At 42.8% G+C, this 25489-nt stretch carries 24 protein-coding genes; 7 read left to right on the forward strand and 17 right to left on the reverse strand.

Annotated features, from left to right (window positions below):
* Positions 1 to 5 precede the first annotated feature (5 nt).
* From EXU30_RS20535 to EXU30_RS07995, 3 genes are all read left to right on the forward strand, one after another.
* Positions 6 to 971: a TonB-dependent receptor domain-containing protein gene (locus tag EXU30_RS20535; RefSeq protein WP_242620353.1), complete on the forward strand. Its 966-nt coding sequence runs from the start codon at positions 6 to 8 to the stop codon at positions 969 to 971.
* A gap of 1011 nt (positions 972 to 1982) precedes the next feature.
* On the forward strand, positions 1983 to 2210 hold the full coding sequence (locus EXU30_RS07990; protein WP_130598961.1) for a hypothetical protein: 228 nt from the start codon (positions 1983 to 1985) through the stop codon (positions 2208 to 2210).
* 1176 nt (positions 2211 to 3386) lie between these two features.
* Entirely contained in the window at positions 3387 to 3830 is a 444-nt protein-coding gene (locus EXU30_RS07995) for a GNAT family N-acetyltransferase (protein WP_130598963.1), read from the forward strand.
* A 116-nt stretch (positions 3831 to 3946) separates the two neighbouring features.
* Here EXU30_RS07995 and EXU30_RS08000 read toward each other — a convergent pair whose 3' ends face one another.
* The 12 genes from EXU30_RS08000 to EXU30_RS08055 form a co-directional block, all read right to left on the reverse strand.
* Positions 3947 to 4570, reverse strand: a complete 624-nt coding sequence (locus EXU30_RS08000) for an IbrB-like domain-containing protein (protein WP_130598965.1) — start codon at positions 4568 to 4570, stop codon at positions 3947 to 3949.
* Complete coding sequence (locus EXU30_RS08005) at positions 4571 to 5800, reverse strand: DUF3440 domain-containing protein (RefSeq protein ID WP_130598967.1); 1230 nt, start codon at positions 5798 to 5800, stop codon at positions 4571 to 4573. It lies immediately after the preceding gene.
* A 437-nt stretch (positions 5801 to 6237) separates the two neighbouring features.
* Positions 6238 to 7113 carry a TniB family NTP-binding protein gene (locus tag EXU30_RS08010; protein ID WP_130598969.1) on the reverse strand — a complete coding sequence of 292 codons (876 nt, stop codon included), beginning with the start codon at positions 7111 to 7113 and terminating at the stop codon, positions 6238 to 6240.
* Positions 7114 to 7278: 165 nt separating this feature from the next.
* Complete coding sequence (locus EXU30_RS08015; RefSeq protein ID WP_130598971.1) at positions 7279 to 8514, reverse strand: Mu transposase C-terminal domain-containing protein; 1236 nt, start codon at positions 8512 to 8514, stop codon at positions 7279 to 7281.
* On the reverse strand, positions 8469 to 9080 hold the full coding sequence (locus tag EXU30_RS08020) for a hypothetical protein (protein WP_130598973.1): 612 nt from the start codon (positions 9078 to 9080) through the stop codon (positions 8469 to 8471). The genes EXU30_RS08015 and EXU30_RS08020 overlap by 46 nt, the downstream gene beginning before the upstream one ends.
* Entirely contained in the window at positions 9073 to 9672 is a 600-nt protein-coding gene (locus EXU30_RS08025) for a TnsA endonuclease N-terminal domain-containing protein (protein ID WP_165398990.1), read from the reverse strand. Before EXU30_RS08025 ends, EXU30_RS08020 begins: the two co-directional genes overlap by 8 nt.
* Positions 9673 to 9846: 174 nt before the next feature.
* Entirely contained in the window at positions 9847 to 10425 is a 579-nt protein-coding gene (locus EXU30_RS08030; RefSeq protein WP_130598977.1) for an LON peptidase substrate-binding domain-containing protein, read from the reverse strand.
* A 469-nt stretch (positions 10426 to 10894) separates the two neighbouring features.
* On the reverse strand, positions 10895 to 11167 hold the full coding sequence (locus EXU30_RS08035; protein ID WP_130598979.1) for a putative Se/S carrier protein: 273 nt from the start codon (positions 11165 to 11167) through the stop codon (positions 10895 to 10897).
* Entirely contained in the window at positions 11136 to 12353 is a 1218-nt protein-coding gene (locus EXU30_RS08040) for an aminotransferase class V-fold PLP-dependent enzyme (RefSeq protein ID WP_130598981.1), read from the reverse strand. Before EXU30_RS08040 ends, EXU30_RS08035 begins: the two co-directional genes overlap by 32 nt.
* Before the next feature lie 63 nt (positions 12354 to 12416).
* Complete coding sequence (locus EXU30_RS08045; protein ID WP_207234106.1) at positions 12417 to 12620, reverse strand: sulfurtransferase TusA family protein; 204 nt, start codon at positions 12618 to 12620, stop codon at positions 12417 to 12419.
* A 10-nt stretch (positions 12621 to 12630) separates the two neighbouring features.
* A complete protein-coding gene (gene yedE, locus EXU30_RS08050; protein WP_130598983.1) occupies positions 12631 to 13707 on the reverse strand; it encodes a YedE family putative selenium transporter in 1077 nt (358 codons plus the stop codon).
* A 614-nt stretch (positions 13708 to 14321) separates the two neighbouring features.
* On the reverse strand, positions 14322 to 15377 hold the full coding sequence (locus tag EXU30_RS08055) for an alpha/beta hydrolase (protein WP_130598985.1): 1056 nt from the start codon (positions 15375 to 15377) through the stop codon (positions 14322 to 14324).
* Between the two features lie 139 nt (positions 15378 to 15516).
* On the opposite strand from EXU30_RS08055, the gene EXU30_RS08060 reads away from it, so the two are divergent.
* Positions 15517 to 16437 carry a manganese-dependent inorganic pyrophosphatase gene (locus EXU30_RS08060; protein WP_130598987.1) on the forward strand — a complete coding sequence of 307 codons (921 nt, stop codon included), beginning with the start codon at positions 15517 to 15519 and terminating at the stop codon, positions 16435 to 16437.
* Between the two features lie 92 nt (positions 16438 to 16529).
* Here the strand turns inward: EXU30_RS08060 and EXU30_RS08065 are convergent, their stop codons facing one another.
* Positions 16530 to 17405, reverse strand: a complete 876-nt coding sequence (locus EXU30_RS08065; protein WP_130598989.1) for a LysR family transcriptional regulator — start codon at positions 17403 to 17405, stop codon at positions 16530 to 16532.
* 312 nt (positions 17406 to 17717) lie between these two features.
* On the opposite strand from EXU30_RS08065, the gene EXU30_RS08070 reads away from it, so the two are divergent.
* Complete coding sequence (locus tag EXU30_RS08070; protein ID WP_242620354.1) at positions 17718 to 18146, forward strand: protein tyrosine phosphatase family protein; 429 nt, start codon at positions 17718 to 17720, stop codon at positions 18144 to 18146.
* Positions 18147 to 18486: 340 nt separating this feature from the next.
* Here EXU30_RS08070 and EXU30_RS08075 read toward each other — a convergent pair whose 3' ends face one another.
* From EXU30_RS08075 to EXU30_RS20550, 4 genes are all read right to left on the reverse strand, one after another.
* Positions 18487 to 21162 carry a TonB-dependent receptor domain-containing protein gene (locus EXU30_RS08075; protein ID WP_130598991.1) on the reverse strand — a complete coding sequence of 892 codons (2676 nt, stop codon included), beginning with the start codon at positions 21160 to 21162 and terminating at the stop codon, positions 18487 to 18489.
* A 137-nt stretch (positions 21163 to 21299) separates the two neighbouring features.
* Positions 21300 to 21818, reverse strand: a complete 519-nt coding sequence (locus EXU30_RS20540) for a hypothetical protein (protein WP_242620355.1) — start codon at positions 21816 to 21818, stop codon at positions 21300 to 21302.
* Between the two features lie 143 nt (positions 21819 to 21961).
* Positions 21962 to 23599, reverse strand: coding sequence for a hypothetical protein (locus EXU30_RS20545; RefSeq protein WP_242620356.1), 1638 nt, complete (start codon positions 23597 to 23599; stop codon positions 21962 to 21964).
* Positions 23587 to 24135, reverse strand: a complete 549-nt coding sequence (locus EXU30_RS20550) for a hypothetical protein (protein ID WP_242620357.1) — start codon at positions 24133 to 24135, stop codon at positions 23587 to 23589. The genes EXU30_RS20545 and EXU30_RS20550 overlap by 13 nt, the downstream gene beginning before the upstream one ends.
* Before the next feature lie 348 nt (positions 24136 to 24483).
* Between EXU30_RS20550 and EXU30_RS20770 the strand changes: the two genes are divergently transcribed.
* On the forward strand, positions 24484 to 25014 hold the full coding sequence (locus EXU30_RS20770) for a type II secretion system protein (protein WP_130598993.1): 531 nt from the start codon (positions 24484 to 24486) through the stop codon (positions 25012 to 25014).
* 25 nt (positions 25015 to 25039) lie between these two features.
* Complete coding sequence (locus EXU30_RS08090) at positions 25040 to 25405, forward strand: 2OG-Fe(II) oxygenase family protein (RefSeq protein WP_423213364.1); 366 nt, start codon at positions 25040 to 25042, stop codon at positions 25403 to 25405.
* Positions 25406 to 25489: the final 84 nt, after the last annotated feature.

Here is a 25489-nt window from a genome sequence, read left to right on the forward strand (position 1 = left end):
TGAAAGTGAGAGCTACACGTTCAAAGTCTGTTAGAGCGCCAAACATTGGTGAACTATTTGACCCTGGAGGGCAAACATTCACATCAATAACAGATGTTTGTGACTCAATCAATATTAACTTAGGTAGCAGCGCTCACAGAGCGGCTAATTGTAGGGCTGCTGGTTTATCAGAAGGATGGAACCCTACAGATGATTGGTATCAAGGGACGCGTCCAGGCATGATTACAGGCAATCCTGACTTAAAAGAAGAAACGTCAAATGACTATACAATAGGTTTAGTTTATACCCCTGATTACATTGAAGGATTCTCATTTACTTTGGATTATTGGGCATTTGCTATCGACGATGCAATTTCTTATATAGCAGTCAATACAGCCGTGAAATATTGTTACGATTCAGAATCCTTGAGCAACATTTATTGCGACCTCTTTACCCGAGACGACAACACGGGGAATATCATTGATTATGTTAATAAGCCTGTTAACTCTGCATCATATAATGTGAAAGGATTAGATATCGAATCTCGGTATTTCTATGAAACATCTGCACATGGTGATTTTAACTTTCGAGTTATAGCAACATACTTGGAGCAATGGGAGTACAACCCAACAGGGTTTGCCAGTGATTTACAAAAAGATGTGGGGGAGTATACAGATCCTCGTTGGAAAGCCATGTTCAGTTTGGGCTGGACCTATGATGATTTGACCCTTGAAGCTCGTGCAAACTACCGTCATTCAGCTGTTGCTAGCAATGATTGGGTGCCAAGTGACAATAATTATAATGATATTCCGTCACATACCACTTGGGACTTTACGGGCAGTTATGTACTAACTGATGACTTAGATTTGCGTTTTGGTATAAAGAACGCCTTTGATCTTGAGCCACCACGTAACCCATACGTTTACGATGGTGATGGCTATTATGATACTCAAGGGCGCGCATTTTTCTTAGGAGCTAACTACAGATTATAAGCACGATCTAACCTCCTATCATTACCTATAGTGGTAGGAGGTTGGTCATTCAGTGTTAATCCTGGATATTCAGGCAACTCTTTTATTCAGCGGGGTTAATTATGCTAGTTAATAAAAAATAATCTCTTATAACTGGACGATTGCTCTACAAAAAACTAATTTGGTCTTGAGGTTGCTGCTGTGCATCACCCTAAGTAACGATGGAACTGTCATGTCGCTCATGTTGTTCATATTACTATTTTGTGCAGTAGCGCTCTCATCATAGTAAAAGGCGCCATTTAATCCCTACCTAATGCGCCAATAGCTCGTCCTTGCCGGTAGTCGACATTGTTACCGGCTTTTACTTCCTATCAGTATTAAACCTTTTGGGCCTACGGCCTGTGAAACCCATTTATCATAGTTAATCTTTTATAATTAGTAGCATTGTGAGTAAAGGGGAGATTGATTTCGTTACTCTCACTGAGTTTACACCACTTATCTCTTAGGTTGCTTCACAGCTTGGACTGTGAGAGTGACAAGGTTTATCTATACAATATACCTTGATAAACATAGACGCTTGTCTACATAAACCGTCTAGGTAAGGTCTTTCACCCGCTAGCTTCTGGTTAGCGGGTCTTTTTTGGACAAAAGCTTTTTTAATTAATTCGACATACGTGATGCGTTATACCAAATAATCAAACTTAACCCCCACTAAAGCGTTTGTTGCGATAAGATATTAATTGAGCCGTTATCACGCTAGCCTGTTATTATTGCAGTTGAAACACCCTTCTCAACACAATCGCTTGGCAAGTTTTGGTAGCGGCTTTTTTAGTTGTGCACCTGCTTTTGTCAAACTCGGCCTTACCCTAAACATTTCACCTGATTAGCCAATATGTGAGTATCACGAGATATTTCTGATGAGCACCCTGTTACGTTAGTGCTATCACGATTAAGTGATACGGTTTTCAGATAGGTGTGAGGGTGGGATGAAACACCTACGCTCATACCTCAACCTTACAAGAGTGCATTGTTATGAAAATTCAAATTATTGTCGCGTTATTGTGTTTTGCTGTATTTGGTGCTTTATTGCCTGGCTCCCACTATGTCTATGCCACCTACTGTGACACGATGGCAGGTTTTTATCTATCATTCGTGGTGGTAATGATTATGTGGATAAGCTTATTTGCAGGGTTTGCAAGTTTGTTTTTCCACAAATTAAAGGCCTTATACCAATCTGTGATTGATTACCAAGCAATGTGAACCACAAGCGACCTCAGAAAGCCATTGTGGCCAGCAGGCCGTACATACTATTAGTCATGATTAATTAAGCTAATTAAAGAATAATAACCTTCAATAATTAGCCATTTAAAGGCTGAGAAGGTAAGTTATTATTGAGCTTGTTACTGGGGTCATCTTTGTTGTCGAACAAGGTGTCGAACCTCTCATTCCGTCCACCTTATTCGCTTCATGGTAGCAGCTCACCAAAAATCATCATCAAAATAATAAGGCGCAACTCAATCCCTATTGATGTGTCATTAGTTACGTTCCTTACCGGTAATCTACCCAATTACCGGTTTTTTTATCCGCTCTAACATCAACACCTCATTCAAAATGAGCAAAACAAGCCCAAATTATCATAGTTAATTTTTTATAATTAATAGCTGGGGCCGAAAAGGTGTAAATTACACCCGTTGCTTTCACTATCTTGAAGACCTCCTTCCTTCGGTACCTTCAAACGCAGAGATAGTGAAAGCGACAAGACCCATCTGCATGATGGCGAAGCAAAACCTCAACGATATGGGCATACACACAGGCCAATACTTAGGTGTGATAAATTTGCCCACCTGCTCGCCCCTGGCGAGCAGGTCTTTTTTACCTCTTACCTGGCAAACGTTTCCGCAGCGAACACAGTCGTCAAATTGGCCGAAATCCCAATCCAGCCAAGGCATATTAAAACTAAATAATCATGTTTTACCCAACTTAAGCTTTTGGGACGATAAACTACAAACACACTATCTACCACTTAGCTAACTGAACCGAACGACAAGGACTCCCTCCCAGCTTGATTATCCAACTTATTAGCGCGATACAAGTTTATTTTCCATAATTTCAAGGAGCTATACCAATCAGTAGTTGATTGCCAGGTAGCATAACGTCCGACTATAATAGAAAACATCACATTTTAAACAGTCAGCAATTAGACCAATTAAACAAGAATAACCACCAATAATTAGTCAATTACAAGCTGAATAGGTAGATTACCAATGGGCTTGCTACAGGGTGCTAAACTAGTGTAGAACCTTTCATTCCGTCCTCTATGTTCGCTTACTGTTGCAGCCCATCAATCATCACTATAATAAGACATTATTCAACCCTAATTGATGTGTCATTAGTTACGTTCCTCACCGGTAATCTACCCAAATAAACTGGAGTTTTATGATTTTTTTGCGCCCAACTAAAGAACAAGAACTGAAGTTGCTTACCTCATTCGAGCAAGAAGACTGTATAAAGAACTTTATAACACCTAACTCCCACATCGAGCATATAGATTTTTTTAGGAATGCAAACAACTTATACTTGTCTATTATTTTTCAAAATAAGGTTGTTGGCTTTTTCATTCTTAATCAACAAGGCTGTTCAACTGAACTACGAAGATTTATCGTTACCACCAGGTATCAAGGGATAGGGATCGGGCGCATGGCTATGGAAAGGTTACACGAATATTGCACGAACGAGCTTAAAGCAGCAAAAGTTTGGTTAGACGTTTTTGAGTTTAATGAAAAGGCAAAATACCTATACTCTCAATTAGGCTATCGTTATTTTGGTCAAGATTACCTAAATAAAAAATTGCTACTATTATTAGAAAAACATTTAGTTTAAGTCAGCTAGCTAGAGTGTAGTACCGGATAGACTATCAATTTATAACGTTTTTTTATAGTAAAAGAGCTCAATTAATGTTTTTCAATATACAATATAGTAACTAAGTTAACTCACATTTATTCCCAAGCTTTTGAAAAAGTATGGTCTTTAAAGGCCTCTGCCAACCCAGTTGTTTGCTGCATTCTTAGCACCTCATCTTTATCCATACCCAGTTCACTGGCAATATCTTCATCTAACCAGTTCATAGCTTTAAGCTTTACGATCAAATTAGCTGTCAAATCTACTTGGTGAACTCCTCTTGCAACATTATGCCTGACAGAAGAAGCCATTCGTTGATCTAAGGTGCTGTCTAGAATACTTACTGGGATCAGTCCGTTAAGGCTTTCGTTAATAATCGAATCGCTCTTTATCAACTTTGACCGATGATAACCATCTACAATATAGTAATTTTGGCTTTCTGCATCATGACCACCAACAACTACTGGCATAGTTAGTCCATCAGTTTTAATAGATTTAGATAATAATCGGTACTCTGGAGATGCCACTTTATTAGGATTATAATCATTATCAATAACTCGTTCTTGCGGCACAAGTTTAACATTTAAAACTGGATGCGAGATTTGGATGAGTTCATACGCAGCATCAGATAGAAGGTTATAGATAAAGCATCGCTCATGTAAGGTGAGTGCCCCTTGGTGTTGCTTCAAACAGTCAATGAGTTCAGCCAATTTTTTATACATTTACCTTCCCTTTAAATACTCTTGATAAACGGCTATATAATGATTAGTAAGCTTTTTAGTCTGAGAAAATGAAAGCCCTCTGCACCAATAATCATTTTTAATTAGTGTCTTACAGATCCTTCGCCAACTAGGGACCTTTTTTTTACTCTCAAGCTTTCTGTCTGCAGAATCAGGAATCATTGATACCCCAAAACGTTTTCCATTATTCTTCCACCAAATCAAAAATTGAAATATCCGACTTCGATAATGTGCAGACAGATGAGGTGGCATACTATCAAGCAAAAACTTACTGTATGCCTTATAACTGTAACCAGCGGGAAGTTTAAAGTTGTAGTAGCCTAATATATGCCCCTGTTTTTTTGAGTACCTTGCACCAAAGTTACAACCTTCGACTCTGACAACCAGTCTCTCCCATGTTTGTGGCTCAAGAATATGATACAACCACAGCCCTTTTTTTTGGTCATCACCGTAGGGTTGGCAAAGTCGTTGCTGATGTAAGCTGACTCCTGCCTTATGCATCAAATCATAAACATGATTGTACGACCAACCAAATTTACCATAAGCAGCCCAAACATCCTCTACTTTCCAATCATAAATTGGGTAGGCTAAATAGAGGCTCTGAGTTACTTTTGTTGTCCATTGAAAGTGAGCGAGTTTTCCCTTATTACGGTTTTTAATTGTTCGATATCTATTTAAAGATTCATCACTTCTTATCCCTACCAAAGCAGCCATTGTTTGCTGAGTTTGCTCAGCCAACCACAACCCGTATTCCTTTACAAATTCTTCGAACTCCATTGCGTAATAATAAAAGGGGAAAAAATCCAAGGCTGTCACGATATGACATTGAGGATTGTCTATAACCGGTAATGCTCTGACCCAAACGTCTTCTCTTTCTGGATCCCAACATACCCATTTAGGTTGGTATTGTGAGGAGGCGTTACGAAGACTTAAAGGTAAACAAACCCAATGCATAACAACATCGCGGCTTTCAGCAAACGTTTTGATAAAGTCATGCGTGTGTTGATACTGTGCTTCCATGTCAACATAAAGAACATGTATTGGTAAGCACTGTCGTTTTCTTGCCTCCTCAATCACCAAATGAAGTAGCACACCCGAGTCTTTACCTCCAGAAAATGCAACATAAACAGAATCTAATGTGTCAAATAATTCGTTTATTCGTGCTCTAGCTTGGGTATTAACATCATTGTTTAAGAATACTTTCCCTTTCATTACCTACCTTAGTGTTTTGTTGTATTTCACGATCCGGTTTTAAGAGCACATAAGCTCACATTCCAACATTGTCGCAATGGCTTCACACACCGAGTTTGTATAAATGAGGATATTGACGGCACTAAAAATATGATAACCCACATCGACAACACGACCTTATTAAATACCATTAAATAGGATTAGAACCTAAGAGGGGGGAGAGACAGAAAACTAATTCATATTGTTATATATAAGTAATCTAACAAAAAATTAGACCAAAACTTCAGCATAAACTAATAGAAATGTAAGCGTAGAAATCATACTAATCTCCTATAATCACTTCAAACTAGTCGGTCTGATTTAAGATAAAACAATTTAGGATGCTTGGTGCCAATTATCCTTGGGAAAAGCTCAGAATGTTAATATAAAACTTAATCTAAAAGTGAACCTCAATGGCATTACTTTACACTCAAAATGTCATTAAGATTCATAGGTTTTGTATGTTGTGTTCCTGTTGCAGCTTGGTCTAGGGTTTTCATATCCGAATTCGAGCATAAAGTGGTTTCAATCTCTATTAACTTCAGTTGCTCAAAAGGTAACTCAAACACATTTACGCCTTCTGAAACCAAAGAAGTATAAGCAGCACTAAGATGTGCTAACGACACGGTGTTGTTCTTCTCCTGCAATGCTAAAATGAGTGCTTCTTGTAGCAACGTCTTAATGTAACGATTTTCCCCACGGGTTGCGGCAAACAAAGGAATAGCAAACGGAGGTGAAGCTAAGTCTGGTGGAAACTCAACGGGCATACGACTTGCTAACCCTTTTAGATATGACAAGTAATAGCGCCTTTCATTAATGTCTTTGAAACAAAAGTGCTTCAACCTTCGCCTACGAATAAGCCTAGAAGCCCATTGCGGATCCTCGCAAATTTGGGCAGCCAAAGGCGTACCTACAAAAGCTATTGGAACCTGGGCCTCCTCGCTTATGTATTTGAGCAAGTTGCCAATAGCTTGACGTTCTTGTTCACTTTTATATTCAAGAATTTTTTGAAACTCATTAATGATAATCAGCTCAGTCTTTGTGAGCTTTAAAGCATCAACTAATTTCTGTTCTAAATTTGGGCCAAAACCCAAGCGTCGATATTGACTCGCCCCAAAAAGATCTAGATCATAAAGCATCTGAACCAAGGTATTATCTAAGTCCCGCTTCGCTGATATACGCGTTACTAAAACAGGTCTTTGCGTGCTGGTAAACTCCTGAGCAAACGACTTTGCTTTATAATGGTCAATCAGTGCACTTTTTCCGGTCCCCGCCCTCCCGTGATTAAAATAGATTGCTGATCTTTTGAGAGTAGACGCCGAATGCGTAAGTTATCCAGATCATCAATTATCGTTTTGACATATGGGTGTTCTACATAGCACAAAGAAAACTGCTTCACTGTAGCTAGTATATCCATGTCTAAAACCCCTCAATGTCATCACTGTCCCAATCAATGCTACCTACTTTATTAATTTCTGCCCCTCTTCAAGTGCGAACCCTTTTGAAGTATTCGCAGTTAACACGCCATTCTCAACGTTACTACCGATACCTTTATACTTTGCTAACTTCTTCATCCCACTTTGCTTTTGTTTTTTGTTCATTAACGCTTGCTCAACCATTTGCTCAATCTCTAGCCGACTCTGAGCAAGCGAACTCGAATTCTGAGAATCGGTAACTTTTCGTCGTCGGTTTTTTATATTTACTTTGTGCTGAGTTAGTGTAAGTGCATTGGTATAACCGTCGGGATCTTTAGCCGGAACTTTGAGATAACGCTCATGGTGTTCTAGATACACATAGATGTGACTTAAATCGTGAGGATTAATTTTAATTTGAGCTTTCAAACTACGCCTAGAGGCTACTGGGGTGTATTTCCTATACTCTACCAACTCTGGTGTGTCGTACAGTAAATGTAAAAACTGGATGCCATCTTTTGAAATAGAGCGTGTATCTAAAACTCCTAGTTTTACACGCAAAAGTTCATTATTTTCACCAGTATATTCAATCGGTGGATAAACAGACACGCCTTCATACCACTTTGCAATTGGTACTCGTGTTTTTCGCTCGTCAGCTTTTTGGTTATAAACCTCAATAACCCATTTATGTAATAGTTCATTAAATAAACTGAAGCTAATGGCTGCTTCTCTATCTGGTTGATAATCACCTTTTTCATCAATATTTCTAAAGTTTTTCCCAGGTAGAGAATCTAAAAACTCCGAATTCAATGTTCTAAAGAACCGCTCAACTTTCGGCTTTTTCCAAGGTTTGCCAACAGGATTGTAACTCGTGTTAATACCTAATTCCCTACAAGCAGACTCTAATGAATCTCCCCAAAACTCAACGCCATTGTCAACAACCAATAGCTCAATTTTTCCATGGCAAGGCCAGTCTGCTTTGATGCTTGAAAAGCTAGAGATTACATCTTCTTTACTTAGCATCGCATTAACTAATGCAGCTCGAACAGATAAATAACTAGGCTCATTAAAACTGACATAAAATCCCACTACACAACTACTATAGCAATCCACAAGCGCCGTAATGGTTGGTCGACCAATCACAGTCAGGTTATCTTCCATCAATACAGTAAAATCGAGCACAGTGTGATCAATCTCTACTCGTTCCATCACACAAGTAGGCTCTGCATATTTATCACCTAGCTTATACTTTTTTTGTACATAACTCCGACCAAAGCGTGCCAATTCGACTTCATAGGGCTTAAACGTTTGATACGTGCATTAAAGCCCGTATAGGAGAGAGGGACTATTGCTCCTGATACCAAACGCATGTTTTCGAGCTGAATTAGATCGCAATAGTAACGGTAGGCAGTCGCGACACTTGGACGTTCTTTACGTAAATATTTATCTTCCAGGGCTTTATTAAAGTAAAAATCACCACTGTTATTTTTAAGAGTTCTATTACCTTTTTTGGCTAAGGAAGGAATAAGCGCTGTTATACAAAAATTAGATTTTCGATATTTACTATACCAAGAGGCTATTGCGCGCCACTTTGGTTTAGGGGAGTTATCATAAGGGGTTAACAGTGCTAGCAGTGGCTCGATGTTCTTTTGTGTCCACCCACCATCTATGCGTTTTTGAATGAATCTAACATAATACAAGCGCTTTTTAGTCTCATATTGAATTGCTTCACTATGCATCTCAAGAGATTTACTAGCATGAATAGCGGTTTTAACATTATGATTTGCATCAAGTGATTCTGCACCTAGTTCATCAACTTCATCCTTAAATAGATCAACACTTTTATTCATAAGCGATAAAAAGCTCTGTACCTAAACCAAAAGGAATAGCGTCTAAATCAAACTGTATTAAACCTTGTGAAGCACCAATTAAAACTAGTTTATTAAGTCGTCCGCAGGTTAACTTTGATTGCTCAAGTAAATCACGTACTGTCACGACACCAAACTCACGAATCAAGGACAATAGCCATTCAATTTGAGTATTGCACTTTGAATCTCCTGAATAACGATGTAACAACTTCAGGTTATTGAGGCGTGGTTCTTTATGAAGTTGTCGCTCAGTGAGCAACCTAAGCTCCATACCGAGTTCACTACACGATCGCTGCTTGCGCTTAAATCTATGCATAACCTCTGGGACACTAGCCTCGTTTGAGTACTTTATTTCATAGTAGATTTGCCTACCAAGAGTGCTTGATACTAAAAAATCAGGAGTATAAGGAAAGGACTTGCCATAATACTGGTAATGAAAACCAACAGGTTGTGCTTCAAAAAACTCTATCGACTTGCTAAATTCAAAATGAAAACAAGCATTAAACTCTAATGTAGACTCTAACGTTAATGTTGCGCGGTTCTTTATGCTAGCGAACTTATAAAGGTTCTTCACACGAGAGTGCTTTATGCTTCTTTGATACATAGAAAACAGTCAAATGTTGTAAAATAACGATCAAATAGTATACTATGTACGCTTATGGTTTAAATTATGCACACTTATTTGTCACTATGTACGCTTATGTGTAATTTATGCAGACTTATGCTTGCAACAACAATTAACAAAAGACTACACATCTACATGTGATTTAAGCAGCTGCAGCACGAAGTCTAGCGTCTTGCGGCAGTTTGGTTGATCCGCCAACATAATCTTGTCGCGGTTATACATGGGTAACACCTCAAGCCAACGCTGACTGACCCAAGACGCATCTTCTAAATGAATTGAGGAGTATAAATCTAGCAGCTCAGGGTTCACTTGGTAGAACTGTTCCAGCGCTGCGCTGATGATTTCAAACTCGCCGCTAATGGGTTCTTGTCGCCAGTTAGGGCATGCCAAAGTACGCGCTGTATAAGTGCCATTTCTATGCTGACCAACCGATAAGATTTTAATGCGCTGATGCCCTTCGAGTACAACACAAAGCGAGCCAGATTCAGTCTGATTGAAGTCAATGATCCGACATTCAGTAGCCGTGATATAACAAGGAAGATCTGCATTCTTACGTTCTGCACCAAACGCTAGCGGAAAGTGCCCTTTCAACACACGAGCGATTTGCTTAAGTTCTCCGGGAGAGACAATTTCAATCTCTAACCGTCCGCTAGGCAGCAGAACAGCGTCTTGAACAATTAGTGCCATTTCTTGAGATTGCATGGGAACCTCCTTACCAACATCAACTTACAATACGCTTCAAATACCTTAAAAGGTGCAGATGCAGGCAAATTATTGGTAACTCATTGGGCTAGCGATTTATGTCATTTACATTAGCCAGCATATTGATAAGTGTAGCAGCGAGAGCCAATTCAACAACAATCTCAACTACGATCAGTGACAACTCAATGTTCAAGTGTCAGCTAACTAATTGTCTTAATTCCCTACCATCGCAACACTTACCTGCTATTGAATTAGACCGGAAAAAACACCCAAAAGTTGCACGCGAGTTCTACCTCCACATTTAGGGCACTGTCAGCGATAGGCAGCCTGCTGCAAACAGTCAGTGGTAAACCGCTAGCCCTAAACAGTCAGATTAGAGGATGCCAAAGAACCGCAAGAAGAACATAAGGGGGCACTAATTGAAATAAGATTTGCAGGGAGCTAGCCCAAAACAGTTCAAGAATATCTATTACAAAGCTTCAAAACGATCGTACTCGATCTGCTGTTTATCCAAAAGTTTGATCGCAAGCTTAAGTTGATCTGTAGCTAGCCTGACACAATAGCCGCAATCTGAAGATAAATGCCGCGGCACCGGGATAACCTTGCACTCAATTTGGTTGCGAGCTAATAGCTTTGATGTCCAAATCGCATAGTTATTTGAAAAGAACAGCGCCACACTGTAGCGACTAGCAGGCTCAACACTGCTATCACTAATTACTTGTTGCGTGCTTGCTGCAGTCATTCGCGCTCTCCTTCATTGCTGCTATCTCGTTAAGTGCAACAACTAAACTTTCAACATCTTCGGTGGTGGAATACATACTAAATGAAACCCGCACCGTCCCTTGTGGATACGTCCCTAATGCTTGATGTGCTAGCGGTGCGCAGTGCAGGCCAATACGCGTATCAATTTGATAGTTCTCAGCCAGCAAATAACCGACTTCTGATGAGCTAATACCGCGCAAATTAAACGAAATTGTGCCAGTGGCTACTTGGCTAGCGGCAAGGTAGGTCTCAATAACATCGTACTGGGCTGCCAGTTGATAAAAATGCTCAACCAGAGCCTGTTTGTGCTTTGCTATGTTAACTATGCCTCGCTCTGATAATTCACCAAGCGCCGCATTCAATCCAGCAATTGCAGGCATATTGTGAGTACCGCTTTCATACTTATCGGGTAGAAAATCAGGCTGTAGAACCTTGTCCGATAAACTGCCGGTACCGCCAAACTTTAATGGCCGCATTTGCGATATATCAAACTCATCGTTAATAACCAACGCGCCTAATCCCATTGGCCCATACAGGCCTTTATGGGCAGGAAAGGCAATCAAATCAATGCCTGTTGCAGATATATCGATAGGCACAGTGCCGACTGACTGCGAAGCATCGCATATCGATAGTAAGTTATGTTTACTGGCAAATTGGGCAAAAGTTAGCAATGGCAGAAGATTACCAAACACGTTAGAGCTGTGATTAAACACCACAGCTCTGGTGTTTGGCTTAAGGCAAGCTTCAAGTGAAGCTAGGTTATAGTCAAACACTTTACCCGCAGCCGTTTTAACGGCCTTAGCAATGGTTAACTCAATAACCCCTTGTTGTTGCAACGCTTTCAAAGGGCGAATGGTACTATTGTGCTCAAACTCAGTGGTAATTACATGGTCGCCCTGTTTGAGCGTTCCTAATATGGCTTGATTAAGCGCCTCAGTAGCTGAGCCCGTGAAAATTACCCTCATGGGGTTATTTACCCCAAGCAAACTGGCTAGTTTTTCACGGGCATCAAACAATACAGACCCCGCAGCAATTGCCCCATCATGAGCTGCGCGCCCAGAGCTACAGCCGACTTGAGTCATAAACTCAGTCACTGCCGTAACAACACTTTCCGGTTTTGGGAAAGTGGTTGCGGCATTATCAAGGTATATCCGTTTATGGCTCATGACGTCACTTCTCGACTATTACTAACTTATATTGCTAACTTAGCTTTGATTACTGAACTTTGATTACTGAACATGGATGATGATGTCATCGCCCTCATTCTCGATGCTTGGCACAATATTGTGCTTGTCTTTCAGCATCCGAGTGATCCGCTCAAGTGCGACTGGGTTATCCACCAGCACTTTAAAATCTTGAGCAACTTCCAAAGCCTGCATGGTCAGCACCACAGGTGTTGGGCAGCTTAGCCCTCTAGCATCAACTGTTTTCATATTAATCCCCCTAATCGAACTTGAACTTAGTACGCATAGCAAAGCCAATTGCCAACACAAATACCAAACCTATTACCACAGCATACGGCGCGTACGGGGTAATGCCCTTAGGCGAGCTTGCCAGCATAAAGTTGTGAGCAACACCTGCGCCCATGATCATGCCCATTACAAATACCGCAGCGTCACTGTCACCTTCACCAGCCAATATGAGCTGACGACCAGGGCAACCACCAGCCATAACGAACGCCGCGCCAGCTAAAATCATCCCAAGGAAGTTCCACAAACTATTGGTATGGGCGATGGGCTGACCGTCAAAGCCCGGATTGAATTGACCCAATGCAAAGTTAGCGATAAAGGCAAAAATCAGCAGTGACACAACACCAGAGATTAAGTGAAAATCACGGGCAACAAACACGTCACGAATAGCACCCATAGTGCAAAAACGGCTACGCTGGGCGAGGCCACCAATCAGCAAACCTGCGCCGATACTGAGCCACATCGGGGCGTGCATAGCACCTGGGCCTTTAACGCTTTCAAAAATTGCATTGGCGCCAAACTTAGGGGTGAAGATGGCAAGCAACAGCAAAGCAAACATAAATGCTGGAAACACCCAACCACTGGCTTTATGCCCTTTATGAGCGCGCCCGAGCGAAAAACCATTTTTAATAAACTGACCACCAATCATGGTGCCGACGACTAACCCCAGAAAGCCGAAAATCGCGTTGCCGTCACCACCCGCTAGACGCAATAAAGTGCGCCAAGGGCAACCTAAAAACACTAACGCGCCAATCATGGCGAACATGCCTAAAAAGAAGCGAATAGTCGGCGCACTACCACCACGAGGTGAAAACTCTTTCGCCATGAGGGCAGCGACCATAGAGCCTAAAACAAAGCCCATAATTTCAGGACGTAAATACTGCACCACTGCTGCGCGGTGAAAACCTAATGCACCAGCGATATCACGTTCAAAACACGCCACACAAACGCCCATGTTTGGTGGATTACCCATAAATTGCAAAAAGGCTGCAATCAAGCCGATAACAGCGCCCACGAGGACGATACCCTTTTTAGAAGCAAAAAAGCCCATAGCTACTCCTTAAGCTGTTAGTAATACCAATTGGTATAAATAAGTGAGCAGAGATTACGCAGGAAAAACTGTTTATAACAAGGCAGGAATTGCAGCTAGCTAGTTGTTCTACCTACAAAATTTATAACGCCGTTATAGACGGTTTTAACCAGTAAGAATGATCACATACTTGTGCTGATTGGTATTCAAATACTGAACTGAATTGAATAAAAGCCTGCCGAGATCGCACACGAGACCCGTGAGCTAAATCTGGCACTATGTGCAGTAAACTTGATTATTTCCCTATGCTATGAGGAAGGGTAGAAACTGAACGCTCAGTAGACCTACTGAGGGGAATAACAGACAGTGCATCTGTTACCTGTGGCTAAATCATTGAATATAAAAAGACAAAAGTGTGTGAGCTATTTCAAACTCTATTTGGTTCAGCAATTGGTGATATTTCAGGCTGTGACTCAGTTCAATAAAATTGGTGAGATATTAAGCAACCACAAAATTATAGGTTACTTAATAAGTAAATACATCTGCACAGTTACATGGAGTGGCTAAGCAACAGCCAACTCCGTTGTGTTCTTAAAAATAATGTTTGCTATTAGGTGAGGAATAATTTTTCTGCTCTAAACACCCTGAATGCGCGACAATATCCGCCCTGATGCAATTAGCTCTTTAAGCTCATCCACTATTTGCTGACTTGCCTCAACGCTCTCTAGCCAGAACTTGATCCGCGTTTGCGTATCCAGTTTTGAGAAATCATCTCTATCAGGAATTTTCCTCTCTGATAACTTGCTCACGAACTCATCGGTCGGCGCCAGTATCACCGCATTATGCAGATTGGCTTTTGCTTTACGCCACTTTAGCGATTTATCAAACCAGCCGGGGCTGATTGATGGGAAGAAATGCGGGAATAAACTTAAACCGGTTGAAGTCGGCATTGGCATATCAAAGTGATAATCGGTAATGCCGCCATCATAGTATTTACCTTTGGGCAGCCCAGGAATGTCATCCACCGAGTTAAGCACCAACGGGATTGAGCCAGTAGCAGTGAGCACCTGCTTTAGATTCTCAGGAGCGAACTTAGCTTGCTGAGTAGGTAAATCGGTCAAACGCCCAAACGGTGAGGCATGGTCTTGATGACTGACAACCACGCGCTGATAGTGCATGTCTAAACTGCTGCGACTAATAGCGTTAGTTAGCGCAGTTAAACCTAAACCCAAAGCTAAGCCGACTTTGGCATTGATTTTATTTAGCCCGCGAGCACGGTTAACCACAAAGTGTGAGCGCACAATAGGGTTAGCGAGAATATCCGCGCCCTGCTGCTCACCCAATACCGCATTAAGAATGTTAATCACCTGCCCAGACACTTCCGCACGCGACGGCGGCGCCTCATAGCTTTGATGCACGTAATGCTCAATTAAACGCTCATAGGCTGCATGCGGGTCTTGTTGCGCAAAACAGGCTAAGCGCCATGCGCCAGATGATGCGCCCATGGTGTAAATTGGGTCTTCGCGCTCCGCAAAAAACTCACTGAACAAGTACTGGTCTAAACGCGCCAGCGATAACCATTTTGGCCCACCTGATGCGGCAAACAGCTGAGTAAATAACGACTGCTGGAAACCATGTTGCTCTATTTGTTGTAGCGCTGTGGCACCAGCCAAAATTTGTAACGCAGGCAAATGTACGTCCTTATAACACTATGAGTTAAAAACAGATTTATACACTATCAAATCTGCTCAATCTATCAATGCGATTAAAACATTGGTCGGATAACTATTTCTTGTTAAAATCTGCCACAAATTTATAGGAGCGCAAAAAATGCCAATGTATGTTGTGGGTCATAAGATCCCTGATTCTGATTCAATTTGTGGTGCTATTGCACTGGCTTACCTAAAAAATCAAATTGATGAGCCAGCAGTAGCGACTCGTCTTGGTGATGTATCACCAGAGACTGCTTTTATTCTTGACCGTTTTGGCTTTGAAGCGCCAGCGCTTAAAGAAAGCTACGCCGGTGAAGAGGTTTACATTGTTGACCATTCAGAGCTAACTCAAGCTCCTGACGATATTAGCGACGCGACTATCGTAGGTATCGTTGACCACCACAAACTAGGTGACTTAACGACGTCTACGCCGCTTGAGTGCTGGATCCGCCCAGTTGGTTGTTCTAACACTGTGATTAAAATGATGTACGATTTCTACCAAGTAGAAATCCCTGCAAACATTGCTGGCATCATGCTTTGTGCAATCTTAAGCGACACGGTTATCTTCAAGTCGCCAACTTGCACCACAGCTGATATTCGCTGCGTAGAAGCACTAGCTGAAATCGCTGGTATTGAAGACTTCAAAGCTCTGGGCATGGAAATGTTCAAAGTGAAGTCAGCCGTAGACGGCACACCCGCTCGCGATCTTGTTATGCGCGACTTTAAAGACTTCAACATGAACGACAACCTAGTCGGTATCGGTCAACTTGAAGTCACTGACTTGTCAGTATTCGACAACATCAAAGCTGATCTTGAAGCTGACATCGCCAAACTAAAGGAAGAAGGTAACCGCCACAGCGTTATCTTACTGCTTACCGACATCATGAAAGAAGGCAGCGAAATCCTAGTGGTTTCTGACGATGCGTCTATCATCGAAAAAGCCTACGGCAAGTCACTCACTGACGGCAAAGTATGGTTAGACGGCGTGCTAAGCCGTAAGAAGCAAGTAGTACCGCCACTACAAGACGCTTTCGCATAAGCCAAGCTTTGGCTGACTAAGCAAAAAGCAGAGCCTAGGCTCTGCTTTTTTGTTGTCACTTTCTTTTCCCGAGCTCAGGTTACTTGAACGGGCTATCCTGCAGCTTGTCTTAAACGCTCTATCAGCCATTGCCCTGCCACGCCTAGTGATTTGCGCCAAATAATATCGATTGGCCAAGTGACGTCTTCATTACCAAAATCAAAATCTAATTCTACAAGCTTATTGTCGCTAATAGCTTGTTTTGCAAGTGCTTCAGGGTATAGGGCAAAACCTACGCCTTGAAATAACAACTGATTGAATTGATAAAAGCGGTCTACGGCGATGGTATTGCTGCTGTAGCGCATGGCTTCTTGATAATCTTTAGAGGTGAAAAAGCCTTGGGGCAGCATGATTTGCCGGTATTGCTCAAGATCGTTGAGCTCAATCTCGCCGTGTAATTTGGCAAGCGCAAAATGAGGCGCGCACACTAGCTTCCAATTGATGGTATCTAGGTTTTCAAGATTAAGCCCGCGAGGTGTAACTAACCTGGTTGGAGCGATCAGAATATCAAAGTCATCGTCGTAACTTTTTAACTCCTCACCCTCAATTATATTGAGTTCAATATGCGGGTAACGCTGCAACAACTCACTAAAGGCCTCGGCATAAACAGGATAAAAGCTGTAACAATGCACGCATATGGTTAGCTTACTCTCAACCCCTTCGCTAAGCATTTGTGCATCATGCTCCATGGCAATCAACTTGGGTAATACATCTAGTGCTTGAAAATACAAACGCTTACCTTCATTGGTCAGGGTAGGTTTTTTACCACTATGGCGCTCAAATAAGGTGATCTCAAGATCAAACTCTAAATGCTGAATAGACTTATTTACCGCCGCAACACTTACTCCAAGCGCATCTGCCGCAGCAGAAAAACTGCCCTTATTGGCGACTTCTACTAGGTACTGCAATCGCTCGGTAGTTAAGATCATAAATGCCCCTGGTTGTTATATCGTGCTGCGACTACCATGCCGCCATAAGATCGGCTAACACTTTCGCACTAATTCGCTAAGCTATGCTTGTAACAATATGACTATACAGGCTAATTTAATCAACCAATGCTTAACGGCTAAAACGATTTATTAAGCGGCTCAATAGCAAACAATCATCCCCCTAGTAACAAAGGAGCTTGAAATGCAACTAGGTAAGTACATCGCAGCAACTGCCGCCCTATTAACACTGCACTCTAGCTTAGCCTTTGCAAACATAAACCCAGATAAACTCCCCCAGTAAAAGCCCTTAAAGTGAATAATCAGCAAGTGATCACTTCCGGGCTGCCGACTAAAGATCAGTTTGCCAAGCTTAAAGCGGCGGGAGTCGAAGTGGTGATAAACCTGATCCCCAAGAACAACCCAAACTACTTAAAACAAGAAGCTAGTTTGGTAGTCGATGCCGGTATGGTTTACGAGAACATTGAGGTTGATTGGCAACACCCTTTGCAATCAGATGTTAAGCAGTTTTCTAAGCTAATGGATAAGTATCAAGGCAAGTCAGTGCTAGTACACTGCGCCGCCAACTATCGTGCCAGTGCCTTTTATTATCTATACCAACTTAGCCAAGGGCTTGATAAAAGTGATGCGCAAATGAAGCAATCACTGTCACCTTGGGGCGATTTACAGCAAAGCTTTGACAAATATCCACAGTGGCAACAGCTGATAGAGCAAGCTAGATAACCTAAGCTCGAGATGGCTAGTTTTAAATCGAGACAAAAAGAAAGTGGCCACTTACTTGTTCAAGGTAAGTGGCCATATAGGCTTTGGGCAACTGAAATGATGAGGAACGATTGCCCAAAACCCATATTAGGTTTGTGATAACGGCTAAAAACAGAGGTGTCTAAATACAGCTAAAACTGTTCAATTTTTCCATTCCGCTACCACCGAATTAGGCGGTGTTGTTGACCGTGCACGCTTAGTTTTGGAGCTTAGGCAATGACAATCAACAACACCTATTTAGCGTTTAACTACTCACACTCATACTAGAGCGCTATTACTAGCGCTAAAGCTAAAGAGCGAACTAGTACTTGTAGCTAAACTGCAGCGAGAACTCTTGACCTGGGTCTTTGGCGTAAACCAGCGTATCTTGCTGATCGTATTCCGTTTTCGCATTTAGCAGGTTCTTCGCTTTAAACTTGAGCGATACGCTTTCAGTTGGGAAGAAGCTGTAAGTGAAGTCTAGGCTGTGGAATGGCTTTTCATACACATCGTCTAGACCACCGCGACCACCGTAAGCAATGCGCTCGCCGAATACGTTATATACCAAGGTTGCCGCGTGCATTTCGTTATCTGCGTCATAACTTAGCTGAAAGTTTGCTACCCACTTTGAGTGGCCAGTCATGCGGCGTGTTTCATTAGTCGGGTCAATCTCACCATTAGGCTTAATTTCAATTTCTGAGTCACCTAGGGTTAAGTTACCTACGATAAAGAACTCATTCCAAAAGCTGTCTTCGCCACCGATGAAATCGAGCTTTTGCAGGAATTCTGTTTCCATACCGTAAACAAAACCCGACTCAGCGTTGTAGAACTTAAGCTGACGACCCGCTTCTGAAATTCGTTGAATCGGCTCAATTGGCGCGGCAACGTCTTTATAGAAGGCACCGATAGAGAAGTTGTTCCCTTCGTCAGAGTAGTATTCCCAACGGGCATCAAAGTTATTGATAGCCGAGCTTTCAAGCTCTGGGTTACCAAAGAAGTCAAAGCCGGTAACTGGGTCCTGGAAACGTACTGGAGATACTTCACGTAAGTCAGGGCGAACGATGGTTTTACTGGCACCAAAGCGCCACTGAGTAGTGTCGGTTTGCTTCCAAGTCACTGTCATCGACGGGAACCAATCATCTTCAGCAATCACATAGTCGGTTAACTCGTAACGACCGCCTTCATCTGAAATCTCACCTTCTGGTGTGATAGGTAAAGTGGTACGGCGGAAATCTTCATAACGTACGCCAGCATACACACGCCATACGTCATCAAAGTCAGCATCAATCATGAGGAATGCTGCATCGTTTTTCTCTGCAGCGACATAGTCTTCAGTATCAGTTGAGGCATCTTTTAGCTCGATGTCTAAGGTGTCGTCATCGATGTTTTTATCCGAGAAAATCTTGTCGAAATCTTCTGATAAAATTGCGCCATTTGGATCGGTCGGGCTTAAGCCAACGTCAAAAGCTAAACGTGTAGCATTGCTTTCACGGGTGCGCTCATAGTACTCATAACCTGCGGTGAACTTAACGATTGCGCTGTCGAACTCAACTGGCAGTGTGTAGTCCCACTTGTAGTTAGTGCTGTCATCTTCAAGGCGGCTATAAACATATTTAGGCGCATCTTGAGTATTCAACGCACGTGATAATTGTTGGTTGCTATCATCAAGCACGACGTTGTAGGTGTAGCTTAACTCGTTAGGCGCATAACGCTCTGATCGAGCATCGGAGAACATCCAGTTAAACTCTGAATCCCATAAGAATTCGAAGAAGTGCTGACCTTCGATTTGGTTGCTGATAAGCGTGCGTTCTTCATAGTCGATGCTATAAACTTGCAGCGCATTTGGCTCACCAATGGTGTCGATGGTTTCTTCAATTGCTACCGATACATCATCAGAAGTATCGCGAAGGTAAGTGGTGTAAGTTTTGATTTTATGGTCGTAACCTAGCTCTAAACCTAGGTTAAGCATGCCCGACATTTGCACGATAGAGTCAGTGCCAACAATGTCTTTGGCGTTTTCAACCTGCATTGAGTTAGCATCACCGTCTAGCTCAATATCGGTCTTGGTGTAGTTGTCGCTTTGTCTTTTATACGACACAGCTGAAAGCGCGCCGAAAATCACATCTTCAGTGATATCCCAGCGATCACCAATGGCGATATTACCGCTGTATCCTGGGGTTGTATCTTCAGTTTTGATCGCCATATCGCGATTCATTTCAAGAGCTAGATCGCGGTTCATCTTTTGCGCTGTGGCAAAATCAATTGCGCCGCCTGAGCCTGTGACTATATCAACCGGGCTAATACCGCCAAACTGGCTAACAGTGTTACCAATGCTGTTTGGCATGGCGCGAGTGCCGTCATCCTTACCCATCCAGTCGTCACCGCCACCGTTATAGGTGTAAGTATCGTTAGAATCATTGGTGTTATAACGACCGCTAATAGAAGCGTTAAAGAAAAAGTCAGCTGGAATCGCTTTTGTGCGAATATCGACATGTCCGCCACCAAATGCTGCTGGCTTAGAAGCCGATGCAGATTTTTGCACAGCTAGCGACTCAATGATTGACGCAGGGAACATGTCTAATGGCACTACGTTACGGGTTGGGTCTGGCGACGGCACTTTAGCGCCATTTAAAGAAGTCGAAGAATAACGCTCGCCTAAACCACGTACATAGATGAATTTGCCATCTTTAAGGGTTAGACCTGTAACACGACGTAGCGCTGCGGCTGCGTCACTGTCACCGGTACGAGAAATTTGTTCAGAGCCCATAATGTCAGCAACGTTTATTTGCTCACGGCGCTCTTCAGTTGCGGCCGATGCTGATGTACGCAGACGCCCGGTGATTTTAATGACTTCGATGTCTTCAATAGGGAAATCTTCACCTGGATCGACATCTTCATTTGCAAAAACGGGCTGCGCGGTAAAGATAGTCGCTGCCGAAATTGCCGAAATCACGGCAAGGTGTAGCTTGTTAGCAGTAAAGCTCGGCTTGGTTTTCATTGCTTTTACAATCCTGTGTAAGGTTTGAGGTAGCTGCTTTTAAGCCTTATGGGAAGTGGGTTGCTTAAAAGCAGCTATAAACTTGAATAAGTTCGCGAGTTGCCCAAAGCTAATATTGCAAGCTTTGGGCGACACGATTACTGTGCAGGAGCGTAGGTCCAGCCTTCACGCCAGTCAGTTGTACCGTCGAATGCACCGATGTAGTCAGTTGCTTCGAAGAAGCTATCTTCAGTGCTTAGGTCTTTACCATTGCCAAGAAGTACAGTGTCAGTAGCTGCAGGCATACCGTTAGTTAGCATAACCTCAGCAGTCGAGTTACCATCTTGACCTAGGAACCAAGTTTCAACGTCAACCGTTAGGTTGTTAGCTGGGTCTGAAGCATTGCTATACTTGAATGGCTCGTTACAGTCGATGATTGAGTTCATGATAGACAGTGAACCGTCGTTAACATTGTCAACTAGGCCAGAGTAGGTGCCGTCTAGCTCTAAACATTCACCTGACTCAGTCTCGCCAGTTGCGCCTTTACGACCGTGTACTAGCACGTTGTATAACTTAGCTGCAGTCGCAACGCGCAGTAGGATACCCTCACCTTTGTCACCGCTAGCGTTTTCAATATCAACACCTGGCTCGATAGTGAAGTTAGCAATCATTGGCATAGAGGTTGGAGTGTCACCCGCGCTCTTATGACTGTCACCTTCGATACCACGGTTTGCAGCGCCATCTTCATGAGTGATGTGAACAAACTGTGCTTTACCCGTCCAACCGTTAGTCCAGTCGAGTGAGTCATCGAAGTTTTCAGTTAGGTAAACGTACTTGATGTTGACTGCACCGCCCAGAACTCAACGCCGTCGTCGCCGTTAGCGTGAACTTGAATGTGGTCAACTTGCGTTCCGCTACCCACAGCTGCAAACGAGATACCGTTCATTTCTTGAGTGTCGTTAACTTTGAAGCCTGCGTACTTAACCACAACATGGCTGATTTGACCGCTGCTTTCAGTGTTGTCGTTACCGCCGTAGTTATGGCTACCCACTTCAAATGCGACGTCACACGCATCTTTATCTGGGCACTTGTTAGTTAGGCCGTTACCTAGGATAACTAAACCGCCCCACTGACCACGCTCACCCGTTGCACCTGCTAGTACATCTTCTTCTGAGGTCATCACAATTGGGTGTTCTTTAGTACCTTGCGCCATGATTTTCGAGCCACGGCTGACGGCAATGTAGCTGTCTGAAGTAGAGAAGATGTTCACACCAGCTTGGATACCTAGTGTTGCTGGAGTAGTGTTGTCGCCACCGACTACCACAGCGCCGCCATCTAGCTTGTACATCACGTTTTGACCAGCAAGCAGTGTGGTGTTGCTTAGAACATTACCTTGCAATGAACAAACTAAAGTCACTGAAGAGTCTTTATAAAGACCGGCTACTACTGGCTCAGACGTGGTACCCACAGGGCAAGAAGTCAGAGTAGGTAGCGCAACAGGAACTGTGCTTTCACCGTGGATGTCAGTTGTCCAGCCCATTGTCCAGTCGTTAGTACCGTCAAATGCACCAATGTACTGGGCATCATCTAAACGGTCGTCCATGTTGGCTAAATCTGCTTTACCACCAGTTAACGCGACCGAAGAGCTGTTTGGCATGTAACCATTTAGGTCAGATGCACCTTCAAGGTTACCGTCTTGACCTTTGAACCATGCTTCAACATCTAGTGCTAATGTGCGGCCTTCTTCAGCATCAGGCTTGGCATCTTTAAATGGCTCAACACAGTCAATTAAGCTATTTTCAACCACTAGCATGTCGCTGTTAGCGTTGTTTACTGTGTTGTCGTCGTTCACTTCTAAACATTCGCCAGAGTCAACGTCGCCTTTAACCAATAGGTTGTATGCGTTTACGGCAGTACCTTTGCGGAAAAGGATACCTTCAGCATCGTCACCACCACTGTTTTCACCATTAGCAACTTGAATAGTGAAGTTAGCTAGCGTTGGGTTAGACATAGGTGTCGCTTGAGCGTCACTGTTGCTGTCGGCTTCGATACCACGGTTTGAACCATTGTCAGCTTGGCGGATATAAACGTGCTGCGCACTACCTTGCCAGCCGTTGGTCCAGTCTAATGAATCGTCAAAGTTGTTAGTTAGCACAACGTGAGAGATAGAAACGTTACCACCCCAGAATTCAACGCCATCGTCGTTGTTTTCGTGTACCTGGATGTATTCAACTTCAGTGCCACTACCCACACCTGCAAAGCTGATACCGTTCATTTCTTGGGTATCGTTGATTTTGAAACCACCAAACTCAACGCGAACGAATTTAAGTGAACCTGAGCTGTCAGTTTCGTCGTTACCGCCATAGTTGTGGCTACCGACTTCAAACGCTGCGTCACAAGCACTTAAGTCTGGGCAAGTGTTTACTGGTGCATTACCAAGTAATACTAACCCCCCCATTGACCCGCTTCACCTTCTTGACCAAGCGCAGTTACAGATGAGGTGAATACGATTGGCTCATCTTTAGTACCTTCTGCCATGATTTGCGAACCACGGCTAACCACTAGATAAGAGTCGCTACCGCCAAGTACTTTAGTGCCTGGTTGGATTTCCAACTCAACTGAATCGGCATTGTCGCCACCAGCGATAACCGCACCATCTAGCATCCAAACAACATCGTTACCAAGTACGATTTTGTTGCCGTCTTGACCACCGGCGCTGCCGATAGTTGAAGCTGCTGAAGAAGGCGCTAACGTGCCTTTTAATTCCCAAACTTCTTTACCGTCAACACTTACGAATGTAGTGCTTTTAGTTGCGAAGCCTTCGTAGGCTTTCTCTTGGTCTGATTTGTCTGGGTCAGGAGTAGGCGTCGGTGTTGGGTCAACAGTCTCGTTACCAGTATTAATGTTGATGTCACCACCACAACCAGATAGACCGATTGTTGCAGAAAGGGCCATAGCAACAGCGCCTAATTTAAACAGATTTTTCAGTTCCATTGTCATCTCCGAGGACGGAATAAAAGTAAGGGTACATACAAGAATTCGTTTTCTGGGCGACAAACATAGAGATCAAAAATGACAAAAAGACTGCGCAAACGTGACGTTAAAATTTCGTTAACGTTACACAAATGTTTAAATTCAGTAAAAGCAAGGTATACAGCGCAATGGTAATAAAGAATAAATTTAACAAAATAGTTTCACATGTAAGACCGAGATAATAATTTCAGTTAGAGAATAAAATTTTGCCTTTGACCTAGCGAGATGAGCCTCTTGGCTGTAAAGTATTGCTCCATTGCATCGGCATTCGCGATTTCTACCAATTGGTATTAGTACAAGGACTTATCTATGGCTCGCACGGCGCTTTCTCACAAACACACAGGCTTTACACTCATTGAATTAGTGGTGGTGATTATCATCTTAGGTATTCTTGCAGTGGTAGCCGCACCTAAGTTCATTAACCTCAGTCGCGATGCCAAAATCTCAGCCCTTGAAGGCGTAAAAGCGGCGATGAATAGCACAGCAACATTCGCTTATGCGCGCTCATCAATTGAAGGTACTGAAAAGGATGACCGCAGTCAGGTGATGATGAATGATCAGCTAGTTGAGATGAAACTTGGCTATCCAGAGTCCTATGGTGAAAATGGTGGAGTGGGGATGAATGAATTGATGCAAATCGATTCTGAATTAGATTTTTGCTTAGCTAGTAGCTGTGACGCTGGTGATGTTAATGTAATCCAAGGCTCTTCAACCTATAGTGTTGGTTATAACGTACTATTTGGTGAAGCTGAAAGCTGCTATGTTCGTTATATTGAGCCTACGGGTACGGGCGGACAAGCCGATACCTTTACCATTACCGAAGATTACACCGGCTGCTAATACCTTTTCAGAAAAAGCTGTTGTGATGAAAACGTCTGCATCAATGTTCAACAAGCTGTTTCGTTGGCAGCGCGGCAGACAAAAAACCGGTTACGACAAAATGCTGCTATGCGGCGCACTGTGGCCGGTTAAGTTTGACACCTACTTGCTTAAATTCCCTCAAGGCAGTGAAGTGCCTCCGCACACAGACAAGGTAAAAACAGGTAAACATTACCGGTTGAACATTGTGCTCAAGCAAGCCGAAGTCGGCGGTGAGTTTATTTGCGCTAATCCCATTTATAACAGCAAACGCATCAAGTTATTTCGCCCAGATATATGCGAGCATCAAGTTTCCAAAGTCATTAAAGGCAATCGCTATCTATTGAGTATTGGTTGGGTTCGCAACAGCTAAAATGCACTTGCAGCACTTTTGTATTAGCCAGCGTTTTTGCATTTAGCAGCTTAATATCAGTATTAAACAGATTAAATAAATCGG

The organism is Shewanella maritima (assembly GCF_004295345.1).
Taxonomy (GTDB): domain Bacteria; phylum Pseudomonadota; class Gammaproteobacteria; order Enterobacterales; family Shewanellaceae; genus Shewanella; species Shewanella maritima.